A 15,525-nucleotide genomic window follows, 5' to 3' on the forward strand; every position below is an offset into this window, starting at 1 on the left:
GGTCAGGCCGAGAGCTCGGCGCGCCCCTTGCGACGGCGCGCGGCGAGGATCGCGCGGCCGGCACGGGTGCGCATGCGCAGGCGGAAGCCGTGCGTCTTGGCCCGGCGCCGGTTGTTCGGCTGGAAGGTGCGCTTGGTCACGACGATCTCCACGTTCTCGGGGCGGCCGCACACGTGCGCGACCAGGTCCAGGTGCTCGACCGCTCCTCAGGAGCACACGGGGAGCCGTGTGAGTGGCGTCTGGGCGCGCCGGATGGAGCCGTCAAAGGCTGGACCACGTTACGCTGCCGGCCACGACCCGGTCAAATGCGGACGTGCGTCCGCGGCCCTGCACGCGCACCGCGCGCACGGGTCCGACGGGACCGGGCCCTTCTGCGGCCCGCGCCGCACCGTTAGCATCGGTCGACGTCGCTCCCCGCGCCGCACCGTGCGCGCCGGACGGCCCACCGGTCGGGCAGGCGGTGGCGACGACCGTCTGCGGGACCGCTCTCGCGACCCCCCGGGTGCGGTCGTCCGCGCCACCCCAGCGGTGAGCGCACAGGTGTGGACAACTATGTGGACGACGGGCCCGCGTGCCAGACTCGCCGGACCGCGAGACCGATCATCGAGGTAGGACGTGTCACAGGACGAAGAACCCGCCCGCGTCTGGGGGCACGTCGTGGCGACCCTCGAGGCGAGCCCCGACATCACCCCGCGCCAGCTGGCGTTCGTCCGCCTCGCGCACCCTCTGGGCCTGCTCGACGGCACGATGATCCTCGCCGTCGGGAACGACCTGACGAAGGAGTACCTCGAGTCGCGTGTGCGGGGCGAGGTCACGTCGGCGCTGTCCGAGGCGCTGGGACGCGAGGGCCGTTTCGCGATCACGGTCGACCCCGAGGTCGCGGACGACGTCCCGCCGGCGCTCCGCGTCGTGCCGTCGTCGCCGGCGGCCCCGGCCGACGACAGGTTCGGGCGGGACGACGACCTGCGCCCCGACCTCTCGCTCGTCTCCTCCGCCGGCTTCGGCGGCTACGGGCGCGACGACCGCTCCCCCGGCGACCGGACCGGCGACCCGGCGGGATCGGCCGAGCCGGCGGACCACGACCGCGGCGACGGGCGTGCGGCCCTGCGGGCCGTCGACGGCAGCCTCGCCGAGGACGTCCGGCCGGCGCGGCGCGGACTGTCGGAGCCTGCCCGCCTGAACCCGAAGTACCTGTTCGAGACCTTCGTCATCGGCTCGTCCAACCGGTTCGCGCACGCGGCCGCGGTCGCTGTGGCGGAGGCACCGGCCAAGGCGTACAACCCGCTGTTCATCTACGGGGACTCCGGGCTGGGCAAGACGCACCTGCTGCACGCGATCGGGCACTACGCGCAGAACCTCTACCCCGCGGTGCGCGTGCGCTACGTGAACTCCGAGGAGTTCACGAACGACTTCATCAACTCCATCAGCGAGGGCAAGGCCGGCGCGTTCCAGCGCCGCTACCGCGAGGTGGACGTCCTGCTCATCGACGACATCCAGTTCCTGCAGGGCAAGGAACAGACGATGGAGGAGTTCTTCCACACGTTCAACACCCTGCACAACGCGAACAAGCAGGTCGTCATCACCTCGGACGTCCCGCCGAAGCAGCTCAACGGCTTCGAGGACCGGATGCGGTCGCGGTTCGAGTGGGGCCTCATCACGGACGTCCAGCCGCCGGACCTCGAGACGCGTATCGCCATTCTCCGCAAGAAGGCCGCGAGCGAGCGGCTGCAGGCACCGGACGACGTGCTCGAGTACATCGCGTCGAAGATCTCGACGAACATCCGCGAGCTCGAGGGCGCCCTCATCCGCGTGACCGCGTTCGCGAACCTCAACCGCCAGCTCGTCGACGTCTCGCTCGCGGAGATCGTCCTCAAGGACCTCATCACCGACGACCAGACGCAGGAGATCACCGCGACGACGGTGATCGGCCAGACGGCCGCCTACTTCGGCCTGTCCATCGAGGACCTGTGCGGCTCCAGCCGGTCGCGCGTGCTCGTGACCGCCCGGCAGATCGCCATGTACCTCTGCCGCGAGCTGACGGACCTGTCGCTGCCCAAGATCGGCCAGGCGTTCGGCGGGCGTGACCACACGACCGTCATGCACGCCAACCGCAAGATCCGCGAGCTCATGGCGGAGCGCCGCTCGATCTACAACCAGGTCACCGAGCTGACGAACCGCATCAAGCAGCAGCACCGGGGCTGAGCCGACCGTGAGGACCTGCCCCGCCGGGGCAGGTCCTCACGTCCGTCCGGCACGTCCCCGGCGCTCACCGCGCAGGGCACCCTCCCGTGCGACGTCTTCCCGCGTGCCGGGGCCGGCGACCCCTGCCCGCGTCCCGTCCCACCGCGTCCCGCTCCGCAGCGCCCTGGGCCCCCGCGTCCCCGGGACACCTCGTCGACGCCCCTGCGACCGACCAGGCGGCCCGGCGCTCACGCCGCCCGCCGCCGGCCCACGCCCCCGCGCCGGCCACATCCCCGCGTCCGCGCCGGCGCACGACGGACGAACCGGGACCATCGACCGCCCCGGCCTGGCACGCCCGGGCTGTGTCCGCGGTCACGTGCGGACAGCGCCGAGCCCCACCTTCACCACCGCCCGTCCACTGTGTCCTCCACCGCGAGGGGCGGGTTGTCCACAGAGTTGCCCACGGTTGGGGACAACGGCGGAGGTCCTTCCGCGTGCTCCTGGACGAGTTGTCCACTGCCCGCCGGCGCTTGAGGACGCGTCCCTCCTGACCAGCACCGACACCCGGTCGCGCCCGCGACGACGGCAGCACCGTGACGCCCCGCCCGGCACCTGCACCTATGAGAGCACTCTCACCACAAAACGGGTGGAACCGCGCGACCGTCGTCCACCGGTGCCTGAAGAAGGCGTAGGACGATTGTTCACACCTGTGCACACACCTGTGGATGACGGTGGACGACCTGGATCGTTGCTGTGGACCGATCCTGTGCTCGCCGTGGACGCCGGTGCACGGTCCGCGGCCGGTCCACCGGCGTCCACACCCGGCACCGGGTCCGGCACAGCGGCCCGCACACCCTGTTTCGTGACCTGACCTGCACGGAAGCCGCTCGTCCACACGATGCACACCCCCGATGACGATGACGACACTTCTCTGCTGGAGGGATCCACACACCGCCGTGTGGTGCGGTGCTGCGGCGACCGGGCGGCGTGCCGCCGACCACGTGCCGGGCGTCGGGGCGGTCGCGTAGTGTTCGGCAGTGCTCCGCCGGTGCGTGCCGGCTGCATCCCCGCGCGCCGTGCCGGCGCCGCAGGGCGGGAGCGTCGACGGGTCGATGACGAGAAGGTGGCGCATGAGGTTCCGGGTCGATCGCGACGTGCTGGCCGACGCCGTCACGTGGACGGCGCGAAGCCTGCCGACGCGCCCGCCCGTACCGGTGCTCGCGGGTGTGCGCATCGAGGCGGACGCCACGGGCACGATCCAGCTCTCGAGCTTCGACTACGAGGTCTCCGCGCGCGCCCAGCTGCCCGCCGACGTGTCCGAGCCGGGCACCGTCCTCGTCTCGGGTCGCCTGCTCGCGGAGATCTCGCGCGCGCTGCCGGCCAAGCCGGTCGACGTCGTGCTCGAGGGCACCAAGGTCCACGTCACCTGCGGGGCGAGCCGCTTCACGCTGCTGACGATGCCGGTCGAGGACTACCCCGCGCTGCCGGTGATGCCCCCGGTGACCGGCACGGTGGACGGCGACGACCTGACGCACGCCGTCGCCCAGGTGTCCGTGGCCGCGAGCCGCGACGACACCCTCCCCCTGCTCACCGGCGTCCGGGTCGAGATCGAGGGCGAGAAGGTGACGCTCCTGGCGACCGACCGGTACCGCCTGGCCCTGCGCGAGCTCACGTGGAAGCCGTCGACCCCGGACATCTCCACGGTCGCGCTCGTCCGTGCCCGCACGCTCTCCGACGCGGCGAAGTCCCTCGGCAGCGCCGGCTCGGTCGCCGTCGCCCTCTCCACCGGCGGTGGCGTCGACCTCATCGGCTTCGAGGCGGGCGGCCGCCACACGACGAGCCTGCTGGTGGACGGCGACTACCCGGCGGTGCGCCGGCTCTTCCCGGACGAGACGCCGATCCACGCGATCGTGCAGCGCCAGGCGCTGATGGACGCCGCCAAGCGCGTGGCCCTCGTCGCCGAGCGCAACACCCCGATCCGGCTCGGCTTCAGCGACGGCCAGGTCGTCCTCGACGCCGGCCAGGGCGACGACGCCCAGGCCTCCGAGGCGCTCGAGGCCGTGCTCGTGGGCGACGACATCACCGTCGCCTTCAACCCCCAGTTCCTGCTCGACGGCCTCGGCGCCCTGGACACGACGTTCGTGCGGATGTCGTTCACCCACCCGAACAAGCCGGTGGAGTTCACGGGCCAGGAGTCGCTGGACGGCGAGGACTCGAAGGACTACCGGTACCTGCTGGTGCCGATCCGCTTCTCGAGCTGACCGGCACCGGTCCCCCGCGCGGGGACCGGCGACCTGCGGCACAGTGACCGGGGGGCGGCCGCCGACCCGGCGGTGCGCCGGACGCGTCCGCGCAGGACGGCACGACAGGCTCGGCGGAGGACCGCCGCGGGAAGGGGCGAGGCATGCAGATCGGGCTGGTCGGCCTGGGCAAGATGGGCGCGAACATGCGCCAGCGGATGCGGGACGCGGGGATCGAGGTCGTCGGCTACGACCGCAACCCCGACGTCTCGGACGTCGGCTCGCTCGAGGAGCTCGCGCAGGCGCTGCCCGCCGGCGAGCGGATCGTGTGGGTGATGGTCCCGGCGGGGAAGATCACCGACGCCGTCATCTGCGACCTCGCGGAGATCCTCGCCGAGGGCGACCTCGTCATCGACGGCGGCAACTCGTACTACCAGGACGACGCGAAGCACGCGGAGCTCCTGGACGCCAAGGGCATCCGCTTCGTCGACGCCGGCGTCTCGGGCGGCGTGTGGGGCCTGGAGAACGGCTACGGCCTCATGGTCGGCGGGGCACCCGAGGACGTCGAGCGCGCCATGCCGGTCTTCGACGCGCTGCGACCCGAGGGCGAGCGCGCCGACGGCTTCGTGCACGTCGGCCCCGTCGGTGCGGGCCACTTCGCGAAGATGGTCCACAACGGCGTCGAGTACGGCCTGATGCAGGCGTACGCCGAGGGCTACGAGCTCCTCGCGGCGAAGGACCTGGTCACGAACGTCGGCGGCACCATGCGGGCGTGGCGCAAGGGCACGGTCGTGCGCTCGTGGCTGCTCGACCTGCTCGTGCAGGCGCTCGACGAGGACCCCGGCTTCGCGGCGATCGACGACTGGGTCGAGGACTCGGGCGAGGGCCGCTGGACCGTGGACGAGGCGATCGACCTCGCGGTCCCGGCGCCGGTCATCGCCGCGTCGCTGTTCGCGCGCTTCGCGTCCCGTCAGGGCGAGTCGCCGGCGATGAAGGCCGTCGCCGCGCTGCGTCAGCAGTTCGGCGGGCACGCCGTGCGCGCCGCCGGCGCCGACAGCGTCGCCCCCGCGACGCCACCGACCTCGGAGGGCTGAGGCGGCCCGTGTACGTCGCGCACCTGTCCCTCACCGACTTCCGGTCGTACCCGCAGGTCGAGCTGCCGCTCGAGCCGGGCATCACCGCGCTCGTCGGGCCGAACGGGCAGGGCAAGACGAACCTGGTCGAGGCGGTCGGGTACGTCGCGACGCTGGGCAGCCACCGGGTGCCCAGCGACGCGGCGCTGGTCCGGGCGGGCGCGAGCCGTGCGGTGGTCCGGGCGAAGGTGGTGCGCGAGGAGCGCTCGACCCTCGTCGAGATCGAGGTCACGCCGGGACGGGCCAACCGCGCCCGCGTCAACGGCGGCTCGCCGGGGCGCGCGCGGGACGTGCTCGGCATCCTGCGCACCGTGCTGTTCGCACCGGAGGACCTCGCGCTCGTCAAGGGCGACCCGGACGGTCGCCGTCGGTTCCTCGACGACCTGCTCGTGCAGCTCACCCCGCGCATCGCGGGGACGCTGACGGACTACGAGCGCGTCCTGCGCCAGCGCTCGGCGCTGCTGAAGTCGGCGGGTGCGGCCGTCCGGTCGCGCGCGGGGGCGGACCTGCGCACGCTCGACGTGTGGGACGCGAAGCTCGCGCAGGCGGGCGCGCAGATCGTCGTGGCCCGGCAGGCGCTGGTGGAGGCGCTGCGGCCCCGGGCCGCGGACGCGTACCGGCAGGTCAGCTCCGGTCAGGGCGAGCTGGAGCTGGCGTACCGGTCGTCGCTGGAGGCGGCCCTGGGGCGTGACGACGAGACGTCGGGAGCGCCGGGCGCCCCCGACGCGCGGGAGCGTGCCTCCGCGGCGGACGTCGAGGCGCGCCTGCTCGAGGCGATGGGCCGCCTGCGCTCGAAGGAGATCGAGCGCGGCGTCAGCCTCGTCGGGCCGCACCGCGACGACCTCGTCCTGACGCTCGGCGCCCTGCCGGCGAAGGGGTACGCGAGCCACGGCGAGTCGTGGTCGGTCGCGCTGGCGCTGCGGCTCGCGTCCTGGACCCTGCTGACGCACGGCTTCGACGATGCCGGCGGGTGGGCGGCCGACTGGGGTCCGGACGGCGAGCCGGTGCTCATCCTCGACGACGTGTTCGCGGAGCTGGACGCGCGCCGGCGCGACCGGCTCGCCGAGCTGGTGGCGCCGGCCCGGCAGGTGCTGGTCACGGCGGCGGTGCCGGAGGACGTCCCGGAGCCGCTCGCGGGTGCGCGCGTGGACGTCCTGGGCGGGGGGGTCTCCCGTGTCCTCTGACCCTCGTGCCGGGCGGGGCGACGCGGGCGCGGGCGACACCGGCGCGGGTGACGACGCCCTCCTCCCGCCGCCCACGGTCGTACCGGACGGCGTCCCGGTGTCCGAGCTCGTCGCGCTGACCCCGCCGGAGCAGGTCGCCCGCACCGCGCTCGCGCGCGCGAAGGCCGCCGCACGGGCCCGCGGCCTGCGGCCCGGGCAGGCACCGCGCGGCACGGTCGCGTCGAGCGGCGCCGCGCCGGGTCCCCGCGACCCGCAGCCGCTCTCGGTGTCGGCGGGTCTGCTCGCCCGCGACCTCGGGTGGGAGCCGGGCCTGGTGGTCGGCGACCTCGTGCACCGCTGGGTGCACATCGTGGGTCCGCAGGTCGCCGAGCACTGCACGTACGAGTCGTTCGAGGCGGGCCTGCTGACGGTGCGGGCATCGTCGACCGCGTGGGCCGCGAACCTGCGCCTGCTGGCGCCGGCGATGCTGGCCCGCTTCGACGAGGCGCTGGGGCCGGGCGTCGTCGTCCAGGTCGACGTCCTGGGGCCGGTCGGCCACGGCTTCGGCCGCGGGCCGAAGCGGGTGCAGGGGCGGGGGCCGCGGGACACCTGGGGCTGAGCCGCCCGGGGACGCGGGCGGCCCTGTCGTGCCGCGTCACCGTACCGGTGGCGCCCCGGCGCCGCGCCGCCCGGTTCCCGCCGCGCCCAGGCGGTAGACTGGACAGGTCATTGCAGACGTCTGCGCGCCCTCGTGCGCCGCGAACTCCGCCCGCGCGGGGTGATCCGGTGTCCTGGCGGCTCGCAGCCGCTCTCGACGCGCCTCGCGCGCGCACGACTTTTCGAGGAGACCCGCCGCCCGTGGCCGACCAGAGCACCCCTCGCGACACCGACTCGGACCACGGCGACGACGCCACCCCCGCACCGGCACCCGCCTCCCCCGCGCCCAGCGGCGCCTCGTCGTACGACGCCAGCGCCATCACGGTGCTCGAGGGCCTCGAGGCCGTGCGCAAGCGCCCCGGCATGTACATCGGGTCGACGGGCGCGCGCGGCCTGCACCACCTCGTGTACGAGGTCGTCGACAACTCCGTCGACGAGGCGCTGGCGGGGTACTGCGACACGATCGAGGTCACGCTCCTGGCCGACGGCGGCGTGCGTGTCACGGACAACGGCCGCGGCATCCCGGTCGCGATGCACCCGACGGAGGGCAAGCCGACCCTCGAGGTCGTCATGACAATCCTGCACGCCGGCGGCAAGTTCGGCGGCAGCGGCTACGCGGTCTCCGGCGGCCTGCACGGGGTCGGCATCTCCGTCGTCAACGCGCTGTCCCGGCGGGTGGAGTCGCGCGTCAAGCGCGACGGCCACGCGTGGGAGATGGACTTCGAGGACGGCGGGCACCCCGTCGGCCCGATCCGTCAGGGCGCCCCGACCGAGGAGACGGGGACCACCCAGACGTTCTGGGCGGACCCGACGATCTTCGAGACGGTCGACTACGACTTCGAGACGCTGCGCTCGCGCTTCCAGCAGACGGCGTTCCTCAACAAGGGCCTGAAGATCACGCTCACCGACGAGCGTCCGCAGCACACCGGCACCGAGGACGAGGTCGTGGAGCCCGCGAGCACCGACCTCACGGACGTCGCGGAGGCCCCGCAGCACCGCTCGGTCACGTACAAGTACGACGGCGGCCTCGTCGACTACGTCGCGCACCTCAACGCGGCGAAGAAGGTCGACCTCGTCCACCCGGACGTCATCGAGATCGCCGCGGAGGACCCCGAGCGGCGCATCTCCGTCGACATCGCCCTGCAGTGGACCAGCGCCTACAGCGAGTCCGTGCACACGTTCGCGAACACGATCTCCACCACCGAGGGCGGCACGCACGAGGAGGGCTTCCGCGCGGCGATGACCTCGCTCATCAACCGCTACGCGCGCGAGAAGAACCTCCTGAAGGAGAAGGACGAGAACCTCACGGGCGACGACATCCGCGAGGGCCTGACGGCGGTCATCTCCATCAAGCTCGGCGAGCCGCAGTTCGAGGGGCAGACCAAGACGAAGCTGGGCAACACCGAGGCGAAGACGTTCGTGCAGCGCGTCGTCAACGAGCGCCTCGGCGACTGGCTGGACGCGCACCCGGGCGAGGCGCGGGACGTCATCCGCAAGGCGTCCCAGGCGGCGGCCGCCCGCATGGCGGCCCGCAAGGCGCGCGAGGCGACCCGCCGCAAGGGCCTGCTGGAGTCGGGCGGCATGCCCGGCAAGCTCAAGGACTGCCAGTCGAACAACCCCGCCGAGTGCGAGGTCTTCATCGTCGAGGGCGACTCCGCCGGCGGCTCCGCCGTCCGCGGCCGCAACCCGCGCACGCAGGCGATCCTCCCGATCCGCGGCAAGATCCTGAACGTCGAGCGCGCCCGCCTGGACCGCGCCCTGGGCAACCAGGAGGTGCAGGCGCTCATCACGGCGTTCGGCACGGGCATCGGCGAGGACTTCGACATCGCCAAGCTGCGGTACCACAAGATCGTGCTCATGGCCGACGCCGACGTCGACGGCCAGCACATCCGCACCCTCCTGCTGACGCTGCTGTTCCGGTACATGCCCGAGCTCATCACGCACGGGCACGTCTACATGGCGCAGCCGCCGCTGTACCGCATCAAGTGGTCGAACTCGGAGCACGACTACGTGTACTCCGACCGCGAGCGGGACGCCGTCATCGCCGACGGGCGCGCCAACGGCAAGCGCCTGCCCAAGGAGAACGGCGTGCAGCGCTACAAGGGCCTCGGCGAGATGGACTACTCCGAGCTCTGGGAGACCACCATGGCGCCCGAGCACCGCACGCTGCTGCAGGTCACCCTCGACGAGGCGGCCGCGGCGGACGAGATCTTCTCGGTGCTCATGGGCGAGGACGTCGAGTCGCGGCGCGCGTTCATCCAGCGCAACGCCAAGGACGTCCGCTTCCTCGACATCTAGGGCGCGCACGCACGCCTGCACCCCTGACCGCGCGCCCACGACTGGAGTGACCACCACGTGACCGAGACCCCCGGCGAGATCGAGCACGGCCGGATCGACCAGATCGACCTGCAGCTCGAGATGCAGCGCTCGTACCTGGACTACGCGATGGCCGTCATCGTCGGCCGTGCCCTGCCCGACGTCCGCGACGGCCTCAAGCCGGTGCACCGCCGCGTCCTGTACGCGATGTACGACGGCGGGTACCGCCCCGACCGGCAGTTCTCGAAGTGCAGCCGTGTCGTCGGCGACGTCATGGGCAAGTACCACCCGCACGGCGACGCCCCGATCTACGACGCGCTCGTGCGCCTCGTGCAGGACTGGTCGATGCGGTACCCGCTCGTGTCGGGCCAGGGCAACTTCGGCTCCCCCGGCGACGACCCGGCCGCTGCCCCGCGGTACACCGAGTGCAAGATGGCGCCGCTGGCCATGGAGATGGTCCGCGACATCGACGAGGACGCCGTCGACTTCCAGGACAACTACGACGGGCACACGCAGGAGCCGGTCGTCCTGCCGTCGCGGTTCCCGAACCTGCTGGTCAACGGCTCGGCCGGCATCGCGGTCGGCATGGCGACGAACATCCCGCCGCACAACCTGCGCGAGGTCGCGGCGGGCGTGCAGTGGCACCTGGACCACCCGGACGCCTCGAAGGAGGAGCTCCTCGAGGCCCTGATGCAGCGCATCAAGGGCCCGGACTTCCCGACGCACGCGACGATCCTCGGCCGGCGCGGTATCGAGGACGCGTACCGCACGGGCCGCGGCTCGATCACGATGCGCGCGGTCGTCGAGGTCGAGGAGATCCAGAACCGGACCTGCCTCGTCGTCACCGAGCTGCCGTACCAGGTCAACCCGGACTCCCTGGCCAAGAAGATCGCGGACCTGGTGCGCGACAACAAGGTCCAGGGCATCGCCGACATCCGCGACGAGACCTCGGGCCGCACCGGTCAGCGCCTGGTCATCGTGCTCAAGCGCGACGCCGTGGCGAAGGTCGTGCTGAACAACCTGTACAAGCACACGCAGCTGCAGGACACGTTCGGCGCGAACATGCTCGCCCTGGTCGACGGCGTGCCGCGCACGCTCAGCCTCGACGCGTTCGTGCGGCACTGGACCGCGCACCAGATCGACGTCATCCAGCGCCGCACCCGCTTCCGCCTCCGCCGCGCGGAGGAGGAGATCCACATCTACCGCGGGTACCTCAAGGCGCTCGACGCGCTGGACGAGGTCATCGCGCTCATCCGCCGCTCCCCCGACGCCGACACCGCGCGCACGGGCCTCATGGAGCTGCTCGAGATCGACGAGCAGCAGGCGCAGGCGATCCTCAACCTGCAGCTGCGCCGCCTGGCCGCGCTGCAGCGCCAGGAGATCCTGCAGCGCCACGCGGAGCTCGAGGCCCGGATCGTCGAGCTCAACGCCATCCTCGAGTCGCCGGTCCGGCAGCGGCAGATCGTCAGCGAGGAGCTCGCGACGGTCGTCGACAAGCACGGCGACGAGCGCCGCACCCGCATCCTGCCGTTCGACGGCGAAGTGAGCATCGAGGACCTCATCGCCGAGGAGGACGTGGTCGTCACGATCACGCGCGGCGGCTACGCCAAGCGCACGCGGGTCGACGCGTACCGTGCGCAGCGTCGCGGCGGCAAGGGGGTGCGCGGCGCGCAGCTGCGCGAGGACGACATCGTCGACCACTTCTTCGTCACGACGACGCACCACTGGCTGCTGTTCTTCACGAACCTCGGCCGGGTGTACCGCGCGAAGGCGTACGAGCTGCCCGAGGGCGGCCGTGACGCCAAGGGCCAGCACGTCGCGAACCTGCTGGCCTTCCAGCCGGGCGAGCGGATCGCGCAGGTGCTGGACCTGCGCGACTACGAGCAGGCCGAGCACCTCGTGCTCGCCACCCGCCGCGGCCTGGTGAAGAAGACCCGTCTGACGGAGTACGACTCGAACCGCTCCGGCGGCGTCATCGCGATCAACCTGCGCGAGGACGAGGAGGGCCGTGCGGACGAGCTCGTCTCGGCGCGCCTGGTCGACCCCGACCAGGACGTCATCCTGGTCTCGCGCCAGGGGCAGTCGGTGCGCTTCACGGCCTCGGACGAGGCGCTGCGGCCGATGGGCCGGGCGACGAGCGGCGTGACGGGCATGAAGTTCCGCGGCGACGACGACCTGCTCGCGATGGACGTCGTCCGCGAGGACGCGTTCCTGTTCACGGTCACCCAGGGCGGGATCGCGAAGCGCACCGCCCTGACGGTCGAGAACTACCGCCAGCAGGGACGTGGCGGCCTGGGCATCAAGGTGGCGAACCTGCCGGAGGCGAACGGGGACCTCGTCGGCGCGCTGGTCACCGACGCGGACGACGAGGTGCTCGTCATCATGGAGCGCGGCAAGATCGTCCGTTCCTCCACCTCCGAGGTGAACGCGACGGGGCGGACGACGCAGGGCGTCATCTTCGCCAAGCCCGACAACGGGGACCGCATCATCGCGGTGGCCCGCAACACCGAGCGACACCTCACGGACGATGCGGGTAGCGTGGCCCCGAACGGCGAGGGAACGGACGGACCCGACGGCGACGGCCCGGCGCCCGAGCCGGTGGCCCCGGAGCCCACCGTGCCGGACCAGGCTGTGCCCGACCAGGCCGCGCCCGACGACACCGTGCCCGACGGGCCGGAGCCGGACAGCGGTGACCGACCCGCGGAGGACGCATGACGGACACGCCCCCCTCGATCCCGCCGCGCAAGAAGCCGACGCCGCCCGTGACGGGTGGCTCGGCGCGCACCACCCCGACCGGTGCGACGACCACCGACCGGGGTGCCGGGACGGGCGGGGCCGAGACCGGCGGCGCGACGACGGCACGGTCCACGACGGTGCGGACGTCCACGCGGCCGCAGCCGGCCGGCCGCAGCACCGGCCCGGCGGGTGCGCGTCCGGCCGACGCCTCGGCGGGCGACGCGGCACCCGCACCGGCGTCCGAGCGGCCCGCGCCGGCGTCGGCGGGCGCCGAGCCCGACGACTCCCAGGAGCCGTCCCCGCTCGTCACGGCCGTCGACACGACGACCGTGTGGCTCAAGAAGGCGGCGGGCGCGACGAGCGCCCGGCTGTCCCAGGCGTACTCCCAGCTGACCCGCCCCCGGAGCGAGGACCCCGAGATGACCAGCACGGACGCACCCGTGACCCCTGCCGCCGCGAGCACCGCGACGGCGACCGCCGGTGCGCCCCGCGCCGACGCCGGCCCGGCACCGCGCCCCACGACGGGTCGGATCCCCTCGGTCGGCGGGCCGCGGCGGGTGCGCCTGTCGGTGTCCCGAGTCGACCCCTGGTCCGTCATGAAGCTCGCGTTCCTGCTGTCGGTCGCGATCGGCATCATGCTCGTGGTGGCGGCGGCCGTGCTGTGGTTCACGCTGGACGGGCTGGAGGTGTTCGCGCAGATCGACGCCCTCGTGCGCACCGTGGTGGGCGACGACAGCCCGATCCAGGTGGCCGACTACCTGTCCTTCCAGAAGACGATCTCGGCGGCCACGCTCGTCGCGGTCATCGACGTCTTCCTGCTGACGGCCCTGGCCACGATCGGTGCCTTCCTCTACAACCTCGTGGCCGCGCTCGTGGGCGGTGTCCACGTGACGATGACGGACGAGTGACCTCGGCCGGGACGCCCCGCAGCGACGTCGCCGGTTTGGGATCGGCGCCGCGGCTGGGGTAGTCTCGACCGTCGCACCCCCCGGGACGCTCCTCGTGAGCGCGCAGCGGAGTGCGAAGACGGGCCTATAGCTCAGACGGTTAGAGCGCTTCCCTGATAAGGAAGAGGTCACAGGTTCAAGTCCTGTTAGGCCCACTCGCGACGGACCCGCTCGGGTCGCGCCCACCGGCACCACCCGAGACGGGGGAACCGATGAAGAAGCTGCTGCTCCTCGCCGCCCTCGCGGGCGTCGGCTACGTCGCCTGGCAGAAGTACGCGCAGGACCGCGACGAGCGCGACCTGTGGGCCGAGGTCACCGACACCTTCGAGTGACCGGACGCTCCCCCGCGGAGCAGCACCAGCGGCGGACGCCGCACCGGGGCCATGGCGCAATTGGTAGCGCACCTGCTTTGCAAGCAGGGGGTTAGGGGTTCGAGTCCCCTTGGCTCCACGCCTGGACCGAGGCCCTCCCCGTCCGCGGGGAGGGCCTCCGTCGTTCCCGCCGCCGGTCTTCGCCCGGGTGAGGCGCGGTCGGCTCCCGTATCAGCCCCTCGCCCTCCCCCTCCTCCCTGCCGTCCGAGCACGGAGCTGACGAGGAGCGATCACATGACCGATCTGCTGGACGTCCGCACGCTGACGGGGGCGGACCCGGACGCGCGTGGCGAGAGGAACATGAAGGGGACGCAGCAGGACGTCTACTTCTTCACGTCGATCGAGGACTTCCCCGCCGGTGTCGGCGACCTGGGACTCACCCACGACGACGCACAGGGCTTCCACGACTACGTGAAGCAGTTCAACACCCCGAACGGCTGGTACCGCGACGGCAGCGTCGGGCAGTGGATCTACGAGCAGACGTACGACAACTGGCTCGACGACGTCGGCTTCGACTCCGCGAAGGTCGTGTACCACTCCGGGCACGGGGTGATGGGCGCCGACGGCGTCTTCTCGATCCCGGTCGGGAACGACTGGGGCGGCGACCACTGGACCAGCTCCGCCGACATGCGGCTGGGCGACGAGTACGCGCGGTACGCCTTCTGGTCGACGTGCGAGTCGCTGCGCGTGAAGGGCGGGCACACCCCGCTGCGGACCTGGGGCACGGCGAACCTGGGTCTGCGGATGATCTTCGGGTACGAGACCGTGAGCGTCGACGACGGCAACTACGGGCGGTACTTCTTCGACGAGTGGAAGAAGGGCAAGTCGTTCAGCACCGCGTTCCTGGACGCGTCGTGGCGGATCAGCCGCCACCAGGAGCCGGCCGTCGTCGCCTGCGGCGCCACGCAGGCGGAGGCCAGCGACCGGGTGTTCAACGAGCGGTTCTTCGACGGCGCCCGCGCGAGCACCACGTGGTGGTGGTGGCGCTGGTACGACATAGCGGCGCGGCGGACGCGCACGCTCGACGTCCCGTCGCGGGCCCGGTCGGCGGCGTTCGCGCCGGCCGCGCCGCGCGACCTGGCCGCCGGCTGGCGGGACCGCTTCGGCGACGCCTCGCGGCTGGTGCTCGCCGGCGACGGCGCCCGCGAGGTCACCCTGGCCCCGCCCGCCGAGACCGACCGGGACCTGTCCGACGACGAGGCGGTGGACGTGGCGCGGCGTGCAATCGACCGCCACGGGGTCGCCGAGCACGTCGAGCTGGCGCTCGACCACATCCGGTACGACCGGCACGCCGGCGGCACGCAGGACGAGCTCGTGGACGCCCGGGTGCGGGAGCGCACGGTCACGTTCGTCCAGCTGGTCGACGGTGTCCCCGTCGTCACGCCCGGCGGCGGCCGGGTGCAGGTCCGGGTGGACAACGAGGGCACCGTGACGGCCGTCGCCGACTCGACGCGGCCGGTCGCGGACGTGCGGGACGTCGCCGCCGTCCCGGCCGCCCCGTCCTCGGGCACGGGGAACCGCCGCGCGGGCGGCTCGGACGCGTCGAGCATCGACGAGCTGCTCGACGAGTCGCTGCAGCGCCGCCTGCGGCGGGCCGCGGCCGGTGGGCGTGTGCCGAGCGCGGTGCACGCCGTCCCGGAGTCGACCGAGGTCGGCTACGCCGTCCGCGGGGACGCCGCGGTCCTCGTCGCGCGGCGCGAGATCGAGGTCGGGTTCGGCCACGGCCTGGCCAAGCGGTACGTGCTGGAGGAGCCGATCACCTGAGGGCCGCGCAGGCGGCG

10 protein-coding genes, 2 tRNA genes and 1 pseudogene are annotated in these 15,525 nt (G+C 72.8%); 12 read left to right on the plus strand and 1 reads right to left on the minus strand.

The features are described 5' to 3' along the window. Positions 1-2: 2 nt before the first annotated feature. Positions 3-140: a 50S ribosomal protein L34 gene (gene rpmH, locus FB586_RS01925; RefSeq protein ID WP_043601468.1), complete on the minus strand. Its 138-nt coding sequence runs from the start codon at positions 138-140 to the stop codon at positions 3-5. Positions 141-615: 475 nt separating this feature from the next. Between rpmH and dnaA the strand changes: the two genes are divergently transcribed. The 12 genes and pseudogenes from dnaA (at position 616) to FB586_RS01980 (ending at position 15,508) form a co-directional block, all read left to right on the plus strand. Further along, positions 616-2,202 (plus strand): chromosomal replication initiator protein DnaA, encoded by a 1,587-nt coding sequence (gene dnaA / locus FB586_RS01930; protein WP_136517636.1) that lies wholly within the window; start codon positions 616-618, stop codon positions 2,200-2,202. A gap of 1,109 nt (positions 2,203-3,311) precedes the next feature. Next, the gene (gene dnaN / locus FB586_RS01935; RefSeq protein ID WP_136517637.1) at positions 3,312-4,442 is read left to right on the plus strand and encodes a DNA polymerase III subunit beta; all 1,131 of its coding nucleotides are present in this window, start codon (positions 3,312-3,314) and stop codon (positions 4,440-4,442) included. A gap of 137 nt (positions 4,443-4,579) precedes the next feature. After that, a pseudogene (gnd, locus tag FB586_RS01940) lies at positions 4,580-5,515 on the plus strand (phosphogluconate dehydrogenase (NAD(+)-dependent, decarboxylating)); the annotation flags it as partial. 8 nt (positions 5,516-5,523) lie between these two features. Beyond that, positions 5,524-6,738: a DNA replication/repair protein RecF gene (gene recF, locus FB586_RS01945; protein ID WP_136517639.1), complete on the plus strand. Its 1,215-nt coding sequence runs from the start codon at positions 5,524-5,526 to the stop codon at positions 6,736-6,738. Then, the gene (locus tag FB586_RS01950) at positions 6,728-7,336 is read left to right on the plus strand and encodes a DciA family protein (protein ID WP_136517640.1); all 609 of its coding nucleotides are present in this window, start codon (positions 6,728-6,730) and stop codon (positions 7,334-7,336) included. Before recF ends, FB586_RS01950 begins: the two co-directional genes overlap by 11 nt. Positions 7,337-7,698: 362 nt before the next feature. Continuing rightward, positions 7,699-9,672, plus strand: a complete 1,974-nt coding sequence (gyrB, locus tag FB586_RS01955) for a DNA topoisomerase (ATP-hydrolyzing) subunit B (RefSeq protein ID WP_370741045.1) — start codon at positions 7,699-7,701, stop codon at positions 9,670-9,672. Between the two features lie 57 nt (positions 9,673-9,729). After that, positions 9,730-12,405: a DNA gyrase subunit A gene (gyrA, locus tag FB586_RS01960; protein ID WP_136517642.1), complete on the plus strand. Its 2,676-nt coding sequence runs from the start codon at positions 9,730-9,732 to the stop codon at positions 12,403-12,405. Further along, positions 12,402-13,334: a DUF3566 domain-containing protein gene (locus FB586_RS01965; protein WP_136517643.1), complete on the plus strand. Its 933-nt coding sequence runs from the start codon at positions 12,402-12,404 to the stop codon at positions 13,332-13,334. Before gyrA ends, FB586_RS01965 begins: the two co-directional genes overlap by 4 nt. A 120-nt stretch (positions 13,335-13,454) precedes the next feature. Continuing rightward, positions 13,455-13,528: transfer RNA gene (locus FB586_RS01970), tRNA-Ile, on the plus strand. A gap of 57 nt (positions 13,529-13,585) precedes the next feature. Next, on the plus strand, positions 13,586-13,705 hold the full coding sequence (locus tag FB586_RS19765) for a DLW-39 family protein (protein ID WP_222928260.1): 120 nt from the start codon (positions 13,586-13,588) through the stop codon (positions 13,703-13,705). Between the two features lie 45 nt (positions 13,706-13,750). Further along, positions 13,751-13,823: transfer RNA gene (locus FB586_RS01975), tRNA-Ala, on the plus strand. 155 nt (positions 13,824-13,978) lie between these two features. Next, positions 13,979-15,508: a DUF6345 domain-containing protein gene (locus tag FB586_RS01980; RefSeq protein ID WP_136517644.1), complete on the plus strand. Its 1,530-nt coding sequence runs from the start codon at positions 13,979-13,981 to the stop codon at positions 15,506-15,508. Positions 15,509-15,525: the final 17 nt, after the last annotated feature.

The sequence above is a fragment of the Cellulomonas telluris genome, assembly GCF_004886325.1.
GTDB lineage: Bacteria > Actinomycetota > Actinomycetes > Actinomycetales > Cellulomonadaceae > Cellulomonas > Cellulomonas telluris.

What these genes read in the sequence shown, in the direction of transcription:
- dnaN (WP_136517637.1), top strand. Translation starts at nt 3,312, where the DNA reads ATGAGGTTCCGGGTCGATCGCGACGTGCTGGCCGACGCCGTCACGTGG.
- FB586_RS01965 (WP_136517643.1), top strand. Translation starts at nt 12,402, where the DNA reads ATGACGGACACGCCCCCCTCGATCCCGCCGCGCAAGAAGCCGACGCCG.
- FB586_RS19765 (WP_222928260.1), top strand. Translation starts at nt 13,586, where the DNA reads ATGAAGAAGCTGCTGCTCCTCGCCGCCCTCGCGGGCGTCGGCTACGTC.
- FB586_RS01980 (WP_136517644.1), top strand. Translation starts at nt 13,979, where the DNA reads ATGACCGATCTGCTGGACGTCCGCACGCTGACGGGGGCGGACCCGGAC.